Here is an 18,646-nt window from a genome sequence, read left to right on the forward strand (position 1 = left end):
TGTCTTTAGCCGATAAAAAGAAACAAGCCTCGCAAACGAGGCTTGTGGGTAAGTTAAAGTTTTGTCCAAGCTTGTTGCCAATTAGTGCCCACGCCTGGCTCATAGGCACTCGGGGTTGAACCACACCATAGGTTATAAGGCCATGACTTACACTGGTATGTCGAGCCTACATTAGTCACAACGTCACCCGCACTGTAGTTTGTCCCCGCCACATAAGCATTGGCATCGGTTGGCGGTGTTGGCTCTGGTGTTGTTGGCGGTTCGGGCGTCGTTGGAGGCTCTGTTGGTGTGGTGCCAGAGCCCGAACAATCTGAGCTACCGACAACTTGCCATACTCCCCACGGGCCAGAGTCAGACGGGTTATCCCCTTGAGTCCACCAGCCGGCTTTCCAAGATTGACCAGCCCAGCTCACCACGTCCCCCGTGTTGTAGACTTTGCTTGCCTGTCATTCGTTAGCGCACGTGCCATCTGGTGGTGTGGTGGTATCTTTCGCGCTTGCCGAGACTTCCGCGCGATAGATCGTTGAGGTTTTGTCGATTTCAAATGATAACGCCGCTTTGGCCGTACCCGCGGAGCTTGCCCCGAACTCAATAGAGACACGACAGGTTTGGCCATTAGAAAGCGTCGATAATGTACAGAGATCACTACTGATCACTGGCTTAGTAGCAACGCCAGATCCGGTCACACTCAAGCGGTCAACCGTAAAGCTGCCTGTGCCTGTGTTTTTGATCGTGAAAGTGTGATTTTTCAACTCACCAACATTGAATGCCGTGAGTGTTTGAGAAGGCGTATAGCCAACTGAAACGGTCTCTGAAGGCGGTGTAACATTACCGACAATGCCATCGACAAAGCTGCGAAGCGCAGCAATATCACTGTAAACGCCGTATTTACCTGGGCGAGCGCAGCCAATGCCCCAACTGACGATGCCAAGTTGCGTGATGGAACCTGCGCGATTGATGACAATCGGCCCGCCACTGTCACCTTGGCAAGAATCGATGCCACCTTGTGGCACGCCAGCACAAAATGCTACATCCCCCACATTGGCGTAACTTCCCCCCGCTTGGCGGCACGTGGCATCCGATATCAATGGAACATCCACTTCTTGCAATACCGTTGGTGAGCTGCCTCCTTCTGTCGTACGACCTAGCCCCGCCACCGTCAGCCAGTCACCCACCGCAGCGTATTGACTCAAACTGCCCGCCGCAATATCAACCGCCGTCACACCCTGCGGTATTTGACTAAGTTTGAGTAGTGCAATGTCATTTTCAAAGGTCGATTTGTTGTAGGCGGGATGCATGTAGATTTGGCTGACGTTGGATCGCACCCCATCCGTACCGTTGTAAACCACGCCACCGATTTTGACGGCGATCTGGCTTGGTAAATCGCCATCAACACAGTGAGCAGCCGTCAGCACATAACCATTGCCAATGTAACTTGCCCCACAATAAGAGCGGTTGCTGTTACGGCTGACAATTTGCGTGTAGAACTTCCATTCACTGGCATTGGCGGGGGTTCCACCAACGATACGGGGCTGAATGTCATTCTGTTGAAAAACGTTTGTTTGCGTCTGTGAAAGAACCTCTGCGCTAACCGATGCAGACAACATCATCAAGCTAAGCAGAGTAAGTTTCCCTGTCGATTTCAATGTCATTTCCTCTTGTTTAATCGGGCGCTTATTGCGCCACATATTAGACAAGCAGATAAAAACCGACCTCCCAACTCGATTTATAAATTATTTATAGAGCTTGCGAGAGACGTGCAACATTCGAGCTAAACATCTTGTTACATTCACACAACAAAATGATCCGTTTCACATATTTATCTTACAAATCAATCGGTAATAGTCTTTTCATAAGCGAGACTGTTGCAATAACAGCGCAAAATGAGTTGATCTCACCCAGAGTAACCACTCAGTTTTTCAGCGATTTTCTCAACCAGTGGATATGCGGCTGAAAGCCATTCTTCTCGTACAAGGCAATCGCGGTTTGGTTGAAATCCCACACTTCAACAAACACTTGTTCAACACCATAATCACGGAAAGTTTGTTCGATTTTGGCTAATAGCGCCTCAGCAATCCCTTGTTGGCGAAACGGCTTACCAACGTATAACTCATCGACACTGCCCATAGGTAAAGGGCGGCTCACTGTCGAAATCAGCTCGCAAAAATGCCCTGACACAAACCCCACCACTTCCTCATCTACTTTGGCGACAAACACCAAACATTCAGGGTCATCGAGATAGCGAGCAATGCTTTTCTCTTGCTCGATCTCTTCTGCGCTTTTAAAAAATTCAGGGCACTGTAGATGATGCTCATCATGCAAATCGAACATCAAATCATTAAGGGCTTCAAGGTCTGAAGGACGTGCCGCTGATAAGACGACTTTATTCATGGCTTATCTGCTACATATTCATAAAGTCTACATTGTAGTGAAACTGAGCGTAAAAATCCTTCTTAAGCACTTGAACTGTTTGCTTGTAGCCTGCCTTGCAACCGTTTTTCGAATCTTCAGTCGCGTTATCAATCTATCCAGCGATGAACATCATTTAAACCTTCGCTTGATGGCAGATTAACGAATAGATCTTGTGCTCGCTTTTGATAAACAACGCACAGTTCCGCTTAGGATCGAGTAAAGACAAATATAATCACGAAAACTGAAAAATCGTGAATTGCTCAAAAAGTCCTATCTCTCGTAAAAATATACAAGCATCGCCACCTTATAAAGTAATTTTATAATCAGATAATATTGACAAATGCAACACTAACCATTTGTGTTGTTTTTTCGAGCTTGAGGCCAATTAACAATTAAGTCATTTAACAACTTACCTTTATATTGATAATTTCATTTCGTTGTCCATTCAGATTCAAATAATAAGACAAAAATTAAAACAATACTGTTGCAATAAATAATGTCGAAAATTAAACAAGTCAAATGCAAGCTATTAAGTAAACGTAAATTTTACATAGCAATACATTTGAACGATTAAAATCAATTTATTTAATCTTAATAGGAAACTAAAATGAAGAGTTCATTTTGTTACACGACGTTATCTTTGATAATATCAGGATGCCTTTTCTCAACCGCATCTTATGCTCAAAAGCCCGTAGAAGAAACAGCCACATCAACAACTATTCGTGCCGTCAATAAGGTAGGTGGATTTGTCGCTAATATCAGCGCCTATACAAGTAATATCACACCCTATAAAGTTTCGTTTATTTCAGGAAAAGCCGGAGCGTTGGGTGCATCGTTAGGCGTTGTTAATACACTGACTAAAATCATTGTCGAGGCGTCGATTGAAGCTCAATGCCAATCAACTGAAAGTAATGACCAACTTGAAAATTATTGTGAAACACCACCAAGTTTCGTTCAAGATAAATTCTGCATCGCGAATACAGACAATGTTAATAAAAGCGATATTCAGGTTTTAATCACTGATATTATTGTTCCCCGCTCAAATAATGGCATTCAGCCTCAACAAAGCATCAACGTCCCCCATGGCTCAGAAGCTTGCATCAGCATTCCTAAAGAAGTGGGCAATGTCTCAGTGGTAAATGGCAAAAATCAGATGGTCGTTGACAGAGTGCTACCGATAGACTTTTTCTCTGGTAATTACGGTATGGTGATAAAAAACGGAAAACCATGGTTGAAAAAGAAAGCACCGAGAGCTTTCTATAATATGACTCTTGCTCATAAGGCTTGCTACAGCATCATGCTCAACAGCTCATTTGATCTCGATGGCGGCGTGAGAAAATGCATGGATAAACTCGCAAATGGCGACCGAGCCAAGCGCGCAGAGTTAGAAAAAATCTTCACCATCACAATGGACCACGCAGATTATCAAGAAGTAACCCGCACTTTGAAAAAGCGTGAATTGAATGATTTTTTACGTCATGCAGTCTATCATCAGAAACACCCATCTAATCCGGATATCTTTGTGCTAAGTGGTACTCTGATGATCGACGATAATACATACGCGACAATTGAGCCTATGGATATCTTCCGCGAAAATGGAGAACTCCTGCTTCCTGATAGCATTGCGGTATACAAAATTAATACCACACCGAGAAATGCACCGAATCTTTTAGGTGAATCATCTGCACCCGATCCAGCAGTAATTGTTGATACAAATAGTGGACCGCTTGATTTTGCCACAGCAACCCCAGTGGAAAATAATATCCCTGGTAGAGTTGAATCTATCGATTTTTAATTTTTTCACTTGCAAAGCAGCACACTCGTGCTGCTTTAATTTAGTTAATCATCTTAAACATTAAAAGAATAATATTATTTTCTACACACCCCGTTCATTTAACATTTTTAACAAAGTCATAAGTACGTATTTTTACAATCTCAAAAATTTAATAACACCAACAAACCCAGCAATTATAATTTAAAAACATCTCAATTTGGCAATAAAAACTCAAACACGAACCAATATAAATCGAACAAAAATCATATGGCAATCATAAATTAGTTTTATCACACGATAAGCCCCACCCAATATCGCTATAAATATTGGGTGGGAATCGTTTATTTTTCTGGAAATAATCTGATCAACTCATTAAGACTGGTTGGATCGTCAATGGTGGATGGCACAGCGTATTGTTCACCATCGGCAATTTGACGGATGGTACGGCGCAAGATCTTACCTGAGCGCGTCTTAGGTAAACGCTCCACCACCAAGGCTTGTTTAAAGCAGGCAACGGCGCCGATTTCATTACGCACTTTGCCGACGAGTTCTTGCTCCAGCTCGGTTGGGTCGATTTTCACCCCATCTTTGAGCACCACAAACCCCAGTGGCAACTGCCCTTTGAGCTCATCGTGCACGCCAACCACCGCACATTCCGCAACGGCAGGGTGCGCGCCAACAATCTCTTCCATTTCGCCGGTAGAGAGACGATGCCCAGCCACGTTAATCACATCATCGATGCGACCCATGATAAAGAGATACCCCTCTTCATCCAGATAACCGCCATCACCCGACACATAGTAACCTGGGAACTGGCTCAGATAACCCGATTCAAATCGATCATGATTGCGCCACACGGTTGGTAAGCAGCTTGGCGGCAAAGGTCTTTTCAGTGCGACAAAACCTTGCTGCATCGGCCCCGCTCTTAACCCCATTTCATCGAGAATGTCCACTTGATAACCCGGAATAGGCATGGTGGCCGACCCCGCTTTGACGGACATTAGCTCAATACCCACCATGTTGCCTGCAATCGCCCAGCCGGTTTCCGTTTGCCACCAGTGGTCAATCACCGGCTTGGCCGTTTGGCTTTGAACCCATTCCAAGGTTGGCGGATCAAGCCTTTCTCCCGCCATAAAAATCGTATCAAGCTTGGAAAGGTCATAGTTCTTTAGATGCTCACCTTGTGGATCTTCTTTTTTAATCGCTCGGAACGCGGTTGGCGCAGAGAAAAGGACGTTAACCCCATACTCTTCGCATACGCGCCAAAAGGCGCCAGGATCCGGCGTGCGTACTGGCTTCCCTTCAAACAAGATCGTGGTGCAACCATGAATTAAAGGGGCATAGACGATATAAGAGTGCCCGACAACCCAACCCACGTCAGAGGCGGCCCAAAACACGCCATCCTGCGGCATATTGTAAATGGCGCTCATTGAATACTTCATGGCCACGGCATGGCCACCGTTGTCACGCACCACCCCTTTCGGCTTGCCCGTCGTGCCTGAGGTGTAGAGGATATACAGAGGGTCCGTTGCCAATACCGGAACACAAGCGTGCGGTAGCGCGTTTTCAACCGCTTGATGCCAATCAAGATCGCGTTCGCTGTTGAGCTGGGCATCACACTGAGGACGTTGCAGTACCACCACTTTTTCCGGTTTCCAGCGGCTATCCATGATCGCTTTATCCACCAAAGGCTTATAGGCGATGACTTTGTTGATTTCGATACCACAAGACGCTGTCAGCACCACTTTGGGCTCTGCATCTTCAATGCGCACCGCCAGCTCATTTGGGGCAAAGCCACCAAACACCACGGAGTGAATCGCCCCTAATCGCGCACAGGCAAGCATCGCCATCGCCGCTTCTGGGATCATCGGCATGTAAATCACCACGCGATCACCTTTCGTCACGCCTTGGTCAGCCAACATGCCAGCGATACGAGCCACGCGATCTCGCATTTCGAAATAGCTGTAAACCTGCTTAGTTTCGGTCACAGGTGAATCATAGATCAACGCCGCTTTATCGCCTCGACCTTGTTCACAGTGGTAATCGAGTGCCAACCATGAAGTATTGAGCAGTCCATCGGGGTACCAACGCTCAATACCATTGGGATCATTGGCAAGAATGGTTTTAGGGAACTCAAACCAATCGATATTCTTTGCTTGGGCTTGCCAAAAGCTTTCCGGTTGCTGCTTCGCCCATTGATATTCTTTCTGATAAGCAGACATAGTGCTTCCTCCAGTATGTCTTAACGGTCCTTTTCACCTTGCTCTTTGAACAAGTAAGCTAAGATTTATTCAAAGAGATCGGAGGGAACACGCACAAAGCCCTCCATCAGTATGCGAGCGCTGCGGCTCATAATAGCTTTTTCTACCACCCAACCTTGTTCAGTGGCTTTTGCTTGAGCACCGACTTTGAGCGTTCCAGACGGATGGCCAAAGGTGACGGCTTGTTTCTCGCCACCACCGGCAGCCAAGTTCACTAAAGTGCCCGGCACGCAAGCGGCTGCTCCAATCGCGACCGCTGCGGTCCCCATCATGGCGTGATGCAGCTTGCCCATTGAAAGGGCGCGAACCAGCAGATCAACCTCTCCTGCCTCCACCACTTTGCCACTTGAGGCTTGGTAACTTTTCGGCTTCGCGACAAACGCCACTTTTGGGGTGTGCTGGCGACCTTCTGCTTCTTCAATCGAAGTAATCAAACCCATTTTTAGCGCGCCATAAGCACGAATGGTTTCAAACTTCGCTAACGCTTGCTCATCATTATTGATCTGCTCTTGCAGTTCCGTCCCCAAATACCCCAACGCCTCAGCATCAAGGAAAATGGTGGGAATGCCCGCATTAATGAGCGTGGCGTTAAAGGTGCCAATACCCGGTACGACAAGATCATCCATCAAATTGCCAGTGGGAAACATGCTCCCCTCGCCATCGGCTGGGTCAACGAAATCCACTTGGATCTCTGCAGCAGGAAATGTCACGCCATCAAGAGAAAACTCGCCCGTTTCCTGCACCAAACCATGTTGAATGGGCACGTGCACTTCAATGGTTTTGCCAATGTTGGCTTGCCACACTTTCACCGTCACCACGCCATTTTGAGGAATGCGTTTTTCGTCAATCAAGCCAGCATGGATGGCAAATGGGCCAACCGCAGCAGACAAGTTGCCACAGTTACCGCTCCAATCGACAAACGGTTTGTCGATAGAGACTTGACCAAACAGGTAATCAACATCGTGATCGGCGCGGCTACTTTTGCTCACAATCACCGTTTTGCTGGTGCTGGATGTCGCCCCGCCCATGCCGTCAATCTGTTTGCCGTAAGGATCTGGGCTGCCGATCACGCGCAGCAGCAGTTGGTCACGTTTTTCCCCGGCAACTTGTGCCTCTGGCGGTAAATCCGCAAGGTTGAAAAACACCCCCTTGCTGGTGCCGCCTCGCATATACGTGGCAGGCACTTTCATTTGGCTCATCCGCGCATCGCGTTGCGGGGAGCTTTTGGTGGAGCTATGCGTAGAGGATTGTCTAGAAGGTTTCATCGTTACGCTCCTTGCTCGGAGAGAAAATCTTGCGCGAACCGCTGCAACACGCCGCCAGCTTGATAGACATGCACTTCATCTTCGGTATCAAGACGACACGTCACCGCGACATCGATTTTTTCCCCAATGGTACGAGTGATGACCAGTGCGAGGTCGGCTCCGGGTTTGATTTCCCCCATCACGTCATAGAGCTCGGTGCCATCCAGTTGCAGGCTGTTACGATTCACACCCGCTTTAAACTGCAGCGGCAATACGCCCATACCGACGAGGTTGGTGCGGTGAATGCGCTCAAAACCTTCCGCAACGATCGCTTCTACGCCAGCAAGTCGAACCCCTTTTGCCGCCCAATCGCGAGAGGAGCCTTGTCCGTAATCCGCCCCTGCGACAATGATCAATGGCTGCTTGCGCTGCATGTAGGTTTCAATCGCTTCCCACATGCGAGTAACTTTCCCCTCTGGCTCCACTCGAGCGAGCGATCCTTGCACCACTTGGCCCTTTTCTTTCACCATTTCATTAAACAGTTTCGGGTTAGCGAACGTTGCACGTTGCGCGGTTAAGTGATCGCCGCGATGGGTGGCGTAGGAGTTAAAGTCCTCCTCTGGCACGCCCATTTTTGCCAAGTATTCGCCCGCCGCCGAGCTGGCCAAAATCGCATTCGATGGCGAAAGGTGATCGGTGGTAATGTTGTCCCCCAAAATGGCCAAAGGCCGCATGCCTGAAAGCGTACGCTCACCAGCGAGTGCGCCCTCCCAATAAGGTGGCCGGCGAATATAAGTGCTCATCGGACGCCAATCGTAAAGCGGCGATTCACTACGTTCACTTTCATCCAGTTTGAACATTTGAATGTAGACTTGGCGGAACTGTTCAGGCTTCACTGAGCTGCCCACGACCTCGTCGATCTCTTCGTCGCTTGGCCAAATATCGCGCAGATAAATCGCTTTGCCGCTGCTATCCATCCCCAGCACATCGCGCTCAATATCAAAACGCATCGTGCCAGCAATCGCATACGCCACCACCAAAGGCGGAGAGGCAAGAAACGCTTGTTTGGCATAGGGGTGAATACGGCCGTCAAAGTTGCGGTTACCCGACAACACCGCAGTCGCGTAGAGATCGCGGTCGATGATCTCTTGCTGAATCTTAGGGTCGAGCGCGCCACTCATGCCATTACAGGTGGTACAAGCATACGCGACGATGCCAAATCCGAGCTTTTCGAGCTCGGGCAATAACCCCGCTTCTTCAAGATAAAGCTTGGCCACTTTTGAGCCGGGTGCAAAGGAGGATTTCACCCAAGGTTTACGAATGAGACCCAACTGGTTGGCTTTCTTCGCCAACAACCCTGCCGCGACAACATTGCGAGGGTTACTGGTGTTGGTGCACGAGGTAATGGCGGCGATGATCACTGCGCCATCTGGCAGTTCACCTTCTTTTTCTTGGTATTGCCCGGCAATGCCACGGCTGGCCAATTCAGAGGTGGGCAAACGGCGATGAGGGTTAGACGGCCCAGCAAGATTGCGCGTGACCTGAGACAAGTCAAACTCCAGCACACGCTCATAATCGACCTGATGCAAATCGTCGGCCCATAATCCGGTGTGTTTGGCGTAGTTTTCCACCAAAGCCACTTGCTCTGGCTCGCGCCCTGTTAAGCGTAGGTAGTTGATTGTCTGCTCGTCGATGTAGAACATGCCCGCGGTCGCACCATATTCCGGCGTCATGTTAGAAATGGTCGCGCGATCGCCAATCGTCAGTGCTTTCGCCCCTTCGCCAAAGAATTCAAGATAAGCGGAAACCACCCGTTCTTGACGCAGAAATTCAGTAATGGCTAACACAATATCGGTGGCGGTAATGCCCGGTTGACGCTGACCTACCAGCTTCACACCGACGATATCGGGCAAACGCATCATTGATGGGCGGCCGAGCATCACGGTTTCCGCTTCTAAGCCACCGACGCCAATGGCAATCACGCCAAGGGCATCGACATGTGGCGTATGGCTGTCGGTACCAACACAGGTATCAGGAAAGGCGATGCCCTCTTTTACCTGCACCACTGGCGACATTTTTTCCAAATTGATTTGGTGCATGATGCCGTTACCCGCCGGAATCACACTGACGTTTTCAAACGCGGTTTTACACCACTCGATGAAGTGGAATCGGTCTTCGTTACGACGCTCCTCGATGGCGCGATTTTTCTCAAACGCCTCTGGGTCAAAACCGCCATATTCCACCGCCAACGAGTGATCGACAATCAGTTGGGTTTCCACCACAGGATTGACGTTCGCTGGATTACCACCTTGCTCGGCGATCGCGTCACGCAGACCGGCAAGGTCGACTAATGCGGTTTGGCCCAAAATATCGTGGCAAACCACGCGTGCTGGATACCAAGGAAAATCAAGATCGCGACGTCGTTCAATCAACTGTTTCAGACTGTCGGTGAGCACGCTAGGTTCACAGCGGCGCACCAGTTGTTCTGCCAATACGCGCGAAGTGTATGGCAAACGCGCGTACGCGCCTGGAAATATCGCCTCGACCGCTTCACGCGCATCAAAGTAATCCAGCGAACTGCCCGGTAGAGGTTTGCGATATAAGGTATTGTTTTTATTGCTCATGGACTTGCTTCCCATGCAAAAGGGCGGAAAACCTCCCCTCGCGACGAGGAGAGGTCAATCTCTAGGCGCTAGCGCTGTTCAATCGGTACCCAATCTTGGTGATCTGGGCCAATATAATCAGCACTTGGACGGATGATTCGGTTATTGGCGCGCTGCTCAAACACGTGCGCCGTCCAGCCTGTTAAGCGACTCATGACGAAAATCGGCGTAAACAGCTTGGTGGGAATGTCCATGAAGTGATAGGCCGAGGCATGGAAGAAATCGGCGTTACAAAACAGATCTTTCTCGCGTTTCATCACCGCTTCCACACGTTCTGAGACGGCGTAAAGATGGGTATCGCCCACCGCTTCTGCCAAGGCTTTTGACCAACGTTTGATCAGAGCATTACGTGGGTCGCTTTCGCGATAAATCGCATGACCAAAGCCCATGATTTTCTCTTTGTTGGCCAACATGCGCAGGATGTTGCTTTCCGCCTCTTCTGGTGTTTGCCAGTTTTCGATCATCTCCATCGCGGCCTCATTAGCACCACCATGCAAAGGACCACGCAAAGTGCCAATCGCCGCGGTTACACAAGAATGAATATCAGACAGCGTTGAGGCGCACACACGAGCGGCAAAGGTAGAGGCATTAAACTCGTGCTCTGCATACAAAATCAGCGAACAATGCATCACCTGTTTATGCAGTTCACTGGGCTCTTTGCCCGTGAGCATTTTGAGGAAGTAACCACCGATGCAATCTTGCGATTGGTCTTGCGTATCGATGCGCACGCCATCGTGGCTAAAGCGATACCAGTAACAAATGATCGCTGGGAACAGCGCCAACATGCGCTCTGTCGCGTCAAGCTGCTGCGAAAAATCGGTTTCTTGTTCTAAGTTCCCCAGCACAGAGCAGCCTGTACGCATCACATCCATAGGATGCGCAGAAGCAGGGATCAGCTCCAGCGCTTGCTTCAACTCTGCCGGTAAGCCACGCAGGCCAATCAGGCGAGTTTTGTAAGCATCCAACTCTTGCTGCGTTGGTAAGTGACCGCGTAACAGCAAGTGCGCCACTTCTTCAAATTGCGCATGGTTGGCCAAGTCTGTGATGTCATAACCACGATAGGTTAACCCTGTCCCCGTTTTACCGACAGTACATAAAGCGGTGCTTCCAGCGCTTTGACCACGCAGGCCTGCGCCACCTAACTCACCTTTCTTCGTTAAAGAACTAGGCATTTTGAACTCCTTTTCTGTCTGACGTTGCTCTCTAGTGGAGCGTTTATCATCAGACGGTTTCACGTTATTGGATTAAGTTAATTCCGACGGTATTCTTCTTGAACTTCCGTTTTTTGTTTTTCTTATCTTGGGCTTCCCCACTTTGCTCTCATCTAAAAAGCGCGTTGGGATTATTTTCCTTCTGAAAACAGCTGATCGAGCTTGTCTTCGTACGCGTGATAGTTGAGATAGTCATAGAGCTCTTTACGCGTCTGCATGGAGTCGATTAACGCCTCTTGATTGCCCACTTCCAACAAGTGGCGATAGACCATTTCCGCCGCTTTGTTCATCGCGCGGAAGGCACTCAACGGATACAGCACCATATCCACGTTGGATTTGGCCAATTCTTCACAACCATACAAGGGGGTTTGGCCAAATTCGGTAATGTTGGCCAATATCGGCACGTGCTTGCCCGTGGCTTGCGCCAAAGCAGCAGAAAATTGCTGATACTGCTCAAGTTTGTTCATTGCTTCGGGGAAAATCATGTCCGCGCCCGCTTCTACACAGGCAATCGCACGCTCAATTGCACTATCAATCCCTTCCACCGCCAGCGCATCGGTACGCGCCATAATCACAAAGTTGTCATCGACTCGTGCATCCACCGCCGCTTTAACGCGATCGACCATTTCTTGCTGAGAAACAATCGCTTTGTTTGGGCGGTGGCCACAACGTTTTTGCGCCACTTGATCTTCCATGTGAACCGCGGCTGCGCCAGCTTTTTCCATCGCTTTGATGGTGCGCGCGATGTTGAATGCGCCGCCAAAACCAGTGTCAATGTCCACCAGCAGAGGCAAATCACAGGCGTTGGTGATGCGCTCTACGTCCACCAGCACGTCGTTAAGTGTGGTGATGCCTAAGTCCGGCAAGCCGTAAGACGCATTAGCGATACCGCCGCCAGAAAGGTAAATGGCTTGATGGCCGAGGCGTTTGGCCATCATGGCGCAATAAGGGTTGATGGTGCCGACGATTTGCAGCGGATCGTTTTGTTGTACGGCGAGTCTGAACTTCGCCCCCGGAGTTAAGCTCATAACACGTTTCCTCTAATCCTTTAGGATCTGTTGTTCGATTAATTTTCGGCTGCCGGAGATGTGTCTTCTCATCAACATTTCCGACAACTCTTCATCTCGATTGCGAATCGCTTGCAGAATGAATTTGTGCTCTTCCAACGCTTCTTTGGGTCGTGATTGGGCACGCGGTGATTGATAGCGATACATGCGCAGTAAGTGGTACAGCTCGTCACACAGCAGCGCGATCAATTCGCGGTTGCGACTGGCTTTGATGATGCGGTAGTGAAAGTCGAAATCACCGTGTTGATGGAAGTAAGAGGAACCTTCTACTTCATCAATGTGTTTCGAATGTGTCGACAATAGCAGTTCAAGGCTCAACAGCTCTTCTTGGCTGATGTAGCGAGCGGCAAGCCTCGCGGCCATGCCTTCTAGTGCTTCACGCACCGCATACAGCTCCACCAATTTTTCAGGTGAAAGAGTTATCACACGCGCCCCAACATGAGGAACACGTTCGATCAAGCCAAGCCCTTCTAGTCGCATCATCGCCTCACGCAGTGGGCCTCGGCTCACGTGATAATGCTTGGCTAACTCGGGTTCCGAGATTTTGCTTCCCGGTGCGATTTGTCCATTCACAATCGCTTCAACCAAGGATTCGGTCAGCGATTCGGATTTGGTGTTTTCCTTGTCGCTGCCCGCAAGTTTGCCAATGGCTTTGGTGTCTACATTCATATTCAAATACGTTTCCTGACTGCAATCTGTCAACAATGTCTGTCTCTGAATATAAAATAGTCGATCAAATTGTCGACAATCAAGTAAATTGTCGACAATTTAGACTAAGGTATAAGCGCTCACCATCTCTTCTAATTCGCCATTACGCCGCCAGAGTGGCATTAATGTATTTATTGATATCAACGCTATCTATCTGTTTCTCACGCAAAAACATCTGTGCGTATTCAAGGTAAGTTCCGCTTTTCAAGAACAGTAAGAACAAATCCATGTCCAAATGCTCATCAAGGGCCATTTTGTACATAATGTCGACAGCTACACTGAGTGGTTTGGCTTTCTTATAAGGGCGATCAGCCGCCGTCAGCGCCTCAAAAATATCGGCAATCACAAGGATACGCTCCGGAATGGAGAGCTGATCGGCACTCAGTTTGCGCGGATACCCCGTGCCTTTGAGCGTTTCATGGTGAGTCGAGGCGTAGCGTGGCACTCGCGCAAGTTCCTCGGGGAATGGCAAAGATTCCAACATCTTAATGCCACTGATCATGTGCTCATTGATTTTGAAGCGATCTTCACGTGTTAATGTCCCTGCGCGAATCGAGAGGTTGTAAATCTCCCCTAAATTGTAGAGGTGCTCTGGCACGTCGATGTTGATGCCATATTTGGCATCAAACTGCATCGGTCTGTCGCGCTCAATGATGTGATCAACCCTATCCACCAATAGTGGCTCAATGGCTGGTAGTGGCGCAGACGGTGTGGTGAGTCGGGATTCTTCCAACGGAGACAAACCTAAGCGATCGTCAAAATGCCGCAACCAAGTTTGCGCTGCGATTTGCTCAATTCGCTCAATCGCCTCTTGTTGCATGAATTCACCACCGACATTACAACGGGCAATAAACGCAAACTCTTCTTGTAACTTTTCTCTGCGTTGTAAGAGTTGCGCTTCGGCCTGCTCTTTTGGAGCGCTTCCCGCAATCAGGCGATTGAGATATTCAATCTCTGCATCACGCCACAACACTTCAAAGCGAGTGCGAATTTCATGAATACGGTTGTAGTTGGCTTCGAGCTTAGAACCTTTGTCGACAACATGCTCTGGGGTCGTTATTTTGCCGCAATCGTGCAACCAAGCCGCAATTCTAAACTCTCTACGCTCGGCATTGTTTTTGAATTTAAACGCTTTGAATTTACCTTCTTGACACTCTTCCGCCACTTTCGCCAACATCAGCCCCAACTCGGGAACACGGTTACAGTGACCCGCGGTATAGGGTGACTTATCATCGATGGCTCCAGCGATGAGTTGGATAAAAGCTTCAACAAATTCCTCCTGCGCTTTTTGATGCTTTTTGATTTCCGCCACCATGTCCATCATCGCTTGAGATAACTGCGAGACCTCTTTGATGCGCGTTTCAACCGGCACTACCTCATCAAAACGTCGTTGTTTGATCTTGCGTGTTTGCGCAATCAAAGCAGAAATCGGGCGAACAATTGGCGAGCCAAAAATCCACGATGTTGGCAATAGAATCACCATCGCAGCGATCGTGATCGCCAGTGAGCGCCATAACTGCTGCATCACTTGGCCCATCACCACATCCTCTGGGACCACAACAGCAAGAAATTCTTGGTTGCTGTTGATGGGTACCAAATAGACATAGCGTGTCGCACCGCCAATTTCGACAACGTTCATCTCGCCGTGTAAATCTGGCTGAGCCGCCATTTCAAGTAGCTCACTGTAAGGGACAAAGCTGTTGTCGCGATAATGGTTGAGCCATTTCTGTGCGAGCCACGCTTTTTGCGCCTCACTGAGCTCGCTTAATGCCTTATTAATCACCTCTAGCAACGCAGGTTGCGTCTGGTTGAGATAAAGAAATACCGGGACCTTCTCTGCCATCGGCATTTTTTCTAACTGGATGGTTCGAGCTAAGCTACTTTCTTTACGCTGTTTCAAAGAGTGATAGCTGTGCACCACACTCCCCACCTCGCCTTGCAGCAACCCGTTTAATGCCAAGGTCAAATCGGCATAGGTACGAATCTCTGTTGACGACTTTTGCAGCGCAAAGTTCTGCCCTTGTACCATGCCGACGCGCACCTTGGCATCCGAGATTGAATGTCCGCTTTGATTGGTTTCACGATTGAGCGTCGCCACCGCTGGCTCAAGGTAAAACAACGGTTGGCTGGTTAAGCCATTTAACGATTCGGACGCAAACACTGCGTTTAAAATGTCCACCTCACCATCGTGATAACGCTGCTTAAGCTCTGCCGAACTGAAACCGTTAGTGAACTCAAATTGCAACCCCGTCATCGTGGCAATCATTTTCAAAAGATCGACCGCGTAACCTCTTGGCTCACCCGATTGGCTAAAATCAAACGGCATCCAGTTGAGTTGGTTCGAGACTTTAAGCACCCCAGCCGCGACAATGGCCTCTTTTTGCTCGGCGGTCAGTGCAATCGGCGATATGGCTGGCATTCGTTGTTCATCACGTTGCTCTTGACGGCTTTCTGCAATGATTTCGCCTTTGCGATTGAATAAAAACGCCGAAATACCTTGCCCTTCGCTAAGCCCCATCGCTTCTGGCGTCATGTGAGAAGCAACAGCGGAAAGCACGATATCAATACCAATCACCGAATGGCTACTGCGGATGGAATAGGTCTGCCCTGTGATCTTCAAATGCTGGAACAGATACGGTTCTGTCTTGGTAATGCGATCCGCCTGCGCCGCATCATACCAAGGGCGCTCCGTTGGCAAGTATCGGCTCGGCTCACGAATGGTGCGAGTCACGGCACGATTCACGTCATAGTATCGGGTGACACGAGTGCGCTTAATGCCCTCACCTCGGATATCCATCACCACCCAACGTTCATTCTCCGTTGCCGACATTTTTTCTCGCACAATGGGGGACGAATTCAGATTGATGATTTGATAGAAATCCTCGTTTTCTTTGCCATAGTAGATGCTGTAGAACATCGGATTGTCCTCGAGCACCTCGGTGATCAAAGTTTGGATTTCTTGCTGAGTGAATTTGTTCTCCGTGGCCATCGCAACGCTTTTTAAGATCCGCGCGCTGTTACTGGCACTCAGTTCAATTTCTTTGACATAGTCACTAACATCGGCAGAAGCCAGCGTCAATTTCGACATCACTTGTTCTTGGGACATGGCTTTACCGAAGTGGTACTGCAAAGAAATGGCGACAAGTGCCGTCATCATGGTCGCAATCAAAAACATGCTACCAACGGTAAAACGTATGGAAAACTTTCTAGCCTGACGCAATGAACTCTTCATAATTGCTGCCCTCCATTGGCAAATATGCGAGTTTTAAGCCTATTTATCGTTATTCAACCTAATGCATTAGGTTGCATTTTAGTATTTACTCCACCTCATATAACCACAAGTGCATATTGGTTTTTTTGCCAAAGTTTCCGTGAACTTTATGAACAAAATCGACTTTATGACCGTTATTTTTTTTAACTGCCTATTAGAGACAATTCGTTAACACCTTTTTAACCTTTCATCATTCCTAACCCGCCACAGCGAGTAGGAAGCACTGATAACAAGAACCACAGATAACAGTAAGTTCGCTTCATCACCGAAGCGCCGACATAAGGAACGTGAAACATGTTTAAGGCACTCAAACCTACACTGGCCGCATCGATCATCGCCGCCTCTTTTTCTTTTAACGCTTTCGCGGCAGAGATCGAAAAAATCCACTTTCTCATCCCCGGGGGTGCAGGTGGTGGCTGGGACATGACCGCTCGTGGTACGGGTGATGTTCTACAAAAAACCAATTTGGTGGAGAATGTCTCATACCAAAACCTATCTGGTGGTGGCGGTGGTAAAGCCATTGCACACCTGATCGAGACGGCAAAACGTCAAGAAGACACGCTGATGATCAACTCAACACCGATCGTTGTGCGTTCACTGAGCGGTGTTTTCCCACAATCCTTCCGCGATTTAACGCCTGTCGCTGCCACCGTGGCTGATTACGGTGCCATCGTGGTTGCGGCGGATTCCAAATACAATAGCTGGGAAGAAGTGGTCAAAGATTTCGAAGCAAACCCACTGCAAGTGAAAATCGCGGGCGGCTCGGCGCGCGGTTCTATGGATCACCTCGTTGCTGCGGCGGCATTTAAAGGCCAAGGTTTTGATGCGAAAAAAGTACGCTACATCGCCTATGACGCAGGTGGTAAAGCGATGGCCGCACTGCTTTCTGGCGAGACACAACTGCTTTCGACGGGTTTAGGCGAAGTGCTTGAAATGTCGAAATCAGGACAAGTAAAAGTGCTGGCGATCACCGCACCAAAACGCATCGAAGCGGCGCCAAACATTCCTACTCTAACTGAATACGGCAACCCAACCGTCTTTGCTAACTGGCGTGGTTTCTTTGCCGCACCAGGGGCGAGCCAAGAGAAGATCAACGAATGGAACGCGGCTCTGACCAAGATGTACAACACCGATGAGTGGAAAGTGGTTCGTGACCGTAATGGTTGGATCGACAACTACAAAGCGGACAAAGAGTTCTACGCCTTCCTAGAAGAGCAAGAGAAGCAGATGGGTGACCTGATGCGTGAGCTCGGCTTCCTCAAGTAAGCTCGCAACACCTCATATGGGGTTAGACAGGCTCATTCCATGTACTAACCCCATCCAGTTTCGCCGTTATTGAGGAGCTGCCACGAGCAGTAGAACTACTCCTTTGTTTATTGAAAGTCCTGCTTGCTACTGTGTCCCTGTTATCACGAGTAGCACGCCTTGTTGATGACCCTCTTTTTCATTGACGCTTCAATAACGGCTTTTTCCTCTTTTGTCTTTGCCTCAATGATTGGAGTTGGATATGTCGGATTTACCAACCAGTTCGTTTAAAAGCAATAAGCTGCTCTCAACAGAGTTTCTCCTTAGTCGCGACCGTGTCGGGGCGTTGATTTTTCTTCTACTCTGCTTGGGCTATGGCTACCAAACCTATCAAATCCCATTATTCCCGGGGGATGAATACGAGCCGTTCAACGCTCGCACCCTGCCCTTCATTCTTACCGTGATTGGTATTGGGCTTTCGTTGCTGCTGTTAGTGACGGGCGAACCAGACAGCAAAAGTGGTGCTGTGACCAAGTTTGACTGGAAGCTGTTGATCGCTTTCTTGGTGCTGATGGCACTGTATGGCTTCGGCTTGACCTATATTGGCTTCGTCTTAGCCACCGGATTTTTCCTGTTGGCGGGGTTCTACCTACTTGGCGAACGACGCAAAAGCGTTTTGTTTGGTGCTTCTTTCCCATTCGTATTGGCGTTCTATCTACTGCTCACCAAGGGGCTGGATGTTTACCTCGAACCGGGCCTGATTTTTACCCTTTGGTAATTGGCATAAGGA

At 48.8% G+C, this 18,646-nt stretch carries 11 protein-coding genes and 1 pseudogene; 3 read left to right on the forward strand and 9 right to left on the reverse strand.

Going from position 1 to position 18,646, the window contains the following annotated elements:
- Nucleotides 1-53: 53 nt before the first annotated feature.
- Nucleotides 54-1,688 (reverse strand): annotated as a pseudogene (locus tag PQQ36_RS10135) (trypsin-like serine protease).
- Between the two features lie 223 nt (nt 1,689-1,911).
- Nucleotides 1,912-2,391: a GNAT family N-acetyltransferase gene (locus PQQ36_RS10140; protein WP_011080566.1), complete on the reverse strand. Its 480-nt coding sequence runs from the start codon at nt 2,389-2,391 to the stop codon at nt 1,912-1,914.
- A 628-nt stretch (nt 2,392-3,019) separates the two neighbouring features.
- Between PQQ36_RS10140 and PQQ36_RS10145 the strand changes: the two genes are divergently transcribed.
- Nucleotides 3,020-4,207 (forward strand): hypothetical protein, encoded by a 1,188-nt coding sequence (locus tag PQQ36_RS10145; RefSeq protein WP_130273485.1) that lies wholly within the window; start codon nt 3,020-3,022, stop codon nt 4,205-4,207.
- Nucleotides 4,208-4,527: 320 nt separating this feature from the next.
- Here the strand turns inward: PQQ36_RS10145 and PQQ36_RS10150 are convergent, their stop codons facing one another.
- The 7 genes from PQQ36_RS10150 to PQQ36_RS10180 all read right to left on the reverse strand — a co-directional run bounded on the left by PQQ36_RS10150 (nt 4,528) and on the right by PQQ36_RS10180 (nt 16,572).
- Nucleotides 4,528-6,408: a propionyl-CoA synthetase gene (locus PQQ36_RS10150; protein ID WP_273661135.1), complete on the reverse strand. Its 1,881-nt coding sequence runs from the start codon at nt 6,406-6,408 to the stop codon at nt 4,528-4,530.
- Between the two features lie 65 nt (nt 6,409-6,473).
- On the reverse strand, nt 6,474-7,646 hold the full coding sequence (prpF, locus tag PQQ36_RS10155) for a 2-methylaconitate cis-trans isomerase PrpF (protein WP_130267962.1): 1,173 nt from the start codon (nt 7,644-7,646) through the stop codon (nt 6,474-6,476).
- 68 nt (nt 7,647-7,714) lie between these two features.
- A complete protein-coding gene (gene acnD, locus PQQ36_RS10160) occupies nt 7,715-10,330 on the reverse strand; it encodes a Fe/S-dependent 2-methylisocitrate dehydratase AcnD (RefSeq protein ID WP_434076419.1) in 2,616 nt (871 codons plus the stop codon).
- Nucleotides 10,331-10,383: 53 nt separating this feature from the next.
- Nucleotides 10,384-11,526, reverse strand: a complete 1,143-nt coding sequence (prpC, locus tag PQQ36_RS10165; protein WP_065090507.1) for a bifunctional 2-methylcitrate synthase/citrate synthase — start codon at nt 11,524-11,526, stop codon at nt 10,384-10,386.
- Nucleotides 11,527-11,696: 170 nt separating this feature from the next.
- The gene (gene prpB / locus PQQ36_RS10170; RefSeq protein ID WP_011080572.1) at nt 11,697-12,593 is read right to left on the reverse strand and encodes a methylisocitrate lyase; all 897 of its coding nucleotides are present in this window, start codon (nt 12,591-12,593) and stop codon (nt 11,697-11,699) included.
- A gap of 12 nt (nt 12,594-12,605) precedes the next feature.
- Complete coding sequence (locus tag PQQ36_RS10175; RefSeq protein WP_011080573.1) at nt 12,606-13,301, reverse strand: GntR family transcriptional regulator; 696 nt, start codon at nt 13,299-13,301, stop codon at nt 12,606-12,608.
- Nucleotides 13,302-13,443: 142 nt separating this feature from the next.
- Nucleotides 13,444-16,572: an HD domain-containing phosphohydrolase gene (locus PQQ36_RS10180; RefSeq protein ID WP_273661138.1), complete on the reverse strand. Its 3,129-nt coding sequence runs from the start codon at nt 16,570-16,572 to the stop codon at nt 13,444-13,446.
- A gap of 333 nt (nt 16,573-16,905) precedes the next feature.
- On the opposite strand from PQQ36_RS10180, the gene PQQ36_RS10185 reads away from it, so the two are divergent.
- Both PQQ36_RS10185 and PQQ36_RS10190 read left to right on the forward strand, forming a co-directional pair.
- Entirely contained in the window at nt 16,906-17,877 is a 972-nt protein-coding gene (locus PQQ36_RS10185; protein WP_011080575.1) for a tripartite tricarboxylate transporter substrate binding protein, read from the forward strand.
- A 241-nt stretch (nt 17,878-18,118) separates the two neighbouring features.
- The gene (locus PQQ36_RS10190; RefSeq protein WP_263216840.1) at nt 18,119-18,634 is read left to right on the forward strand and encodes a tripartite tricarboxylate transporter TctB family protein; all 516 of its coding nucleotides are present in this window, start codon (nt 18,119-18,121) and stop codon (nt 18,632-18,634) included.
- Nucleotides 18,635-18,646: the final 12 nt, after the last annotated feature.

The sequence above is a fragment of the Vibrio sp. CCUG 15886 genome (assembly GCF_028570825.1).
Lineage (GTDB): Bacteria > Pseudomonadota > Gammaproteobacteria > Enterobacterales > Vibrionaceae > Vibrio > Vibrio vulnificus_B.

Bases quoted from the DNA above. Each gene is read 5' to 3' on its own strand.
- PQQ36_RS10140 (WP_011080566.1), bottom strand. From the start codon at position 2,391: ATGAATAAAGTCGTCTTATCAGCGGCACGTCCTTCAGACCTTGAAGCC.
- PQQ36_RS10145 (WP_130273485.1), top strand. From the start codon at position 3,020: ATGAAGAGTTCATTTTGTTACACGACGTTATCTTTGATAATATCAGGA.
- PQQ36_RS10150 (WP_273661135.1), bottom strand. From the start codon at position 6,408: ATGTCTGCTTATCAGAAAGAATATCAATGGGCGAAGCAGCAACCGGAA.
- prpF (WP_130267962.1), bottom strand. From the start codon at position 7,646: ATGAGCCAAATGAAAGTGCCTGCCACGTATATGCGAGGCGGCACCAGC.
- acnD (WP_434076419.1), bottom strand. From the start codon at position 10,330: ATGGGAAGCAAGTCCATGAGCAATAAAAACAATACCTTATATCGCAAA.
- prpC (WP_065090507.1), bottom strand. From the start codon at position 11,526: ATGCCTAGTTCTTTAACGAAGAAAGGTGAGTTAGGTGGCGCAGGCCTG.
- prpB (WP_011080572.1), bottom strand. From the start codon at position 12,593: ATGAGCTTAACTCCGGGGGCGAAGTTCAGACTCGCCGTACAACAAAAC.
- PQQ36_RS10175 (WP_011080573.1), bottom strand. From the start codon at position 13,301: ATGAATGTAGACACCAAAGCCATTGGCAAACTTGCGGGCAGCGACAAG.
- PQQ36_RS10180 (WP_273661138.1), bottom strand. From the start codon at position 16,572: ATGAAGAGTTCATTGCGTCAGGCTAGAAAGTTTTCCATACGTTTTACC.
- PQQ36_RS10185 (WP_011080575.1), top strand. From the start codon at position 16,906: ATGTTTAAGGCACTCAAACCTACACTGGCCGCATCGATCATCGCCGCC.
- PQQ36_RS10190 (WP_263216840.1), top strand. From the start codon at position 18,119: ATGTCGGATTTACCAACCAGTTCGTTTAAAAGCAATAAGCTGCTCTCA.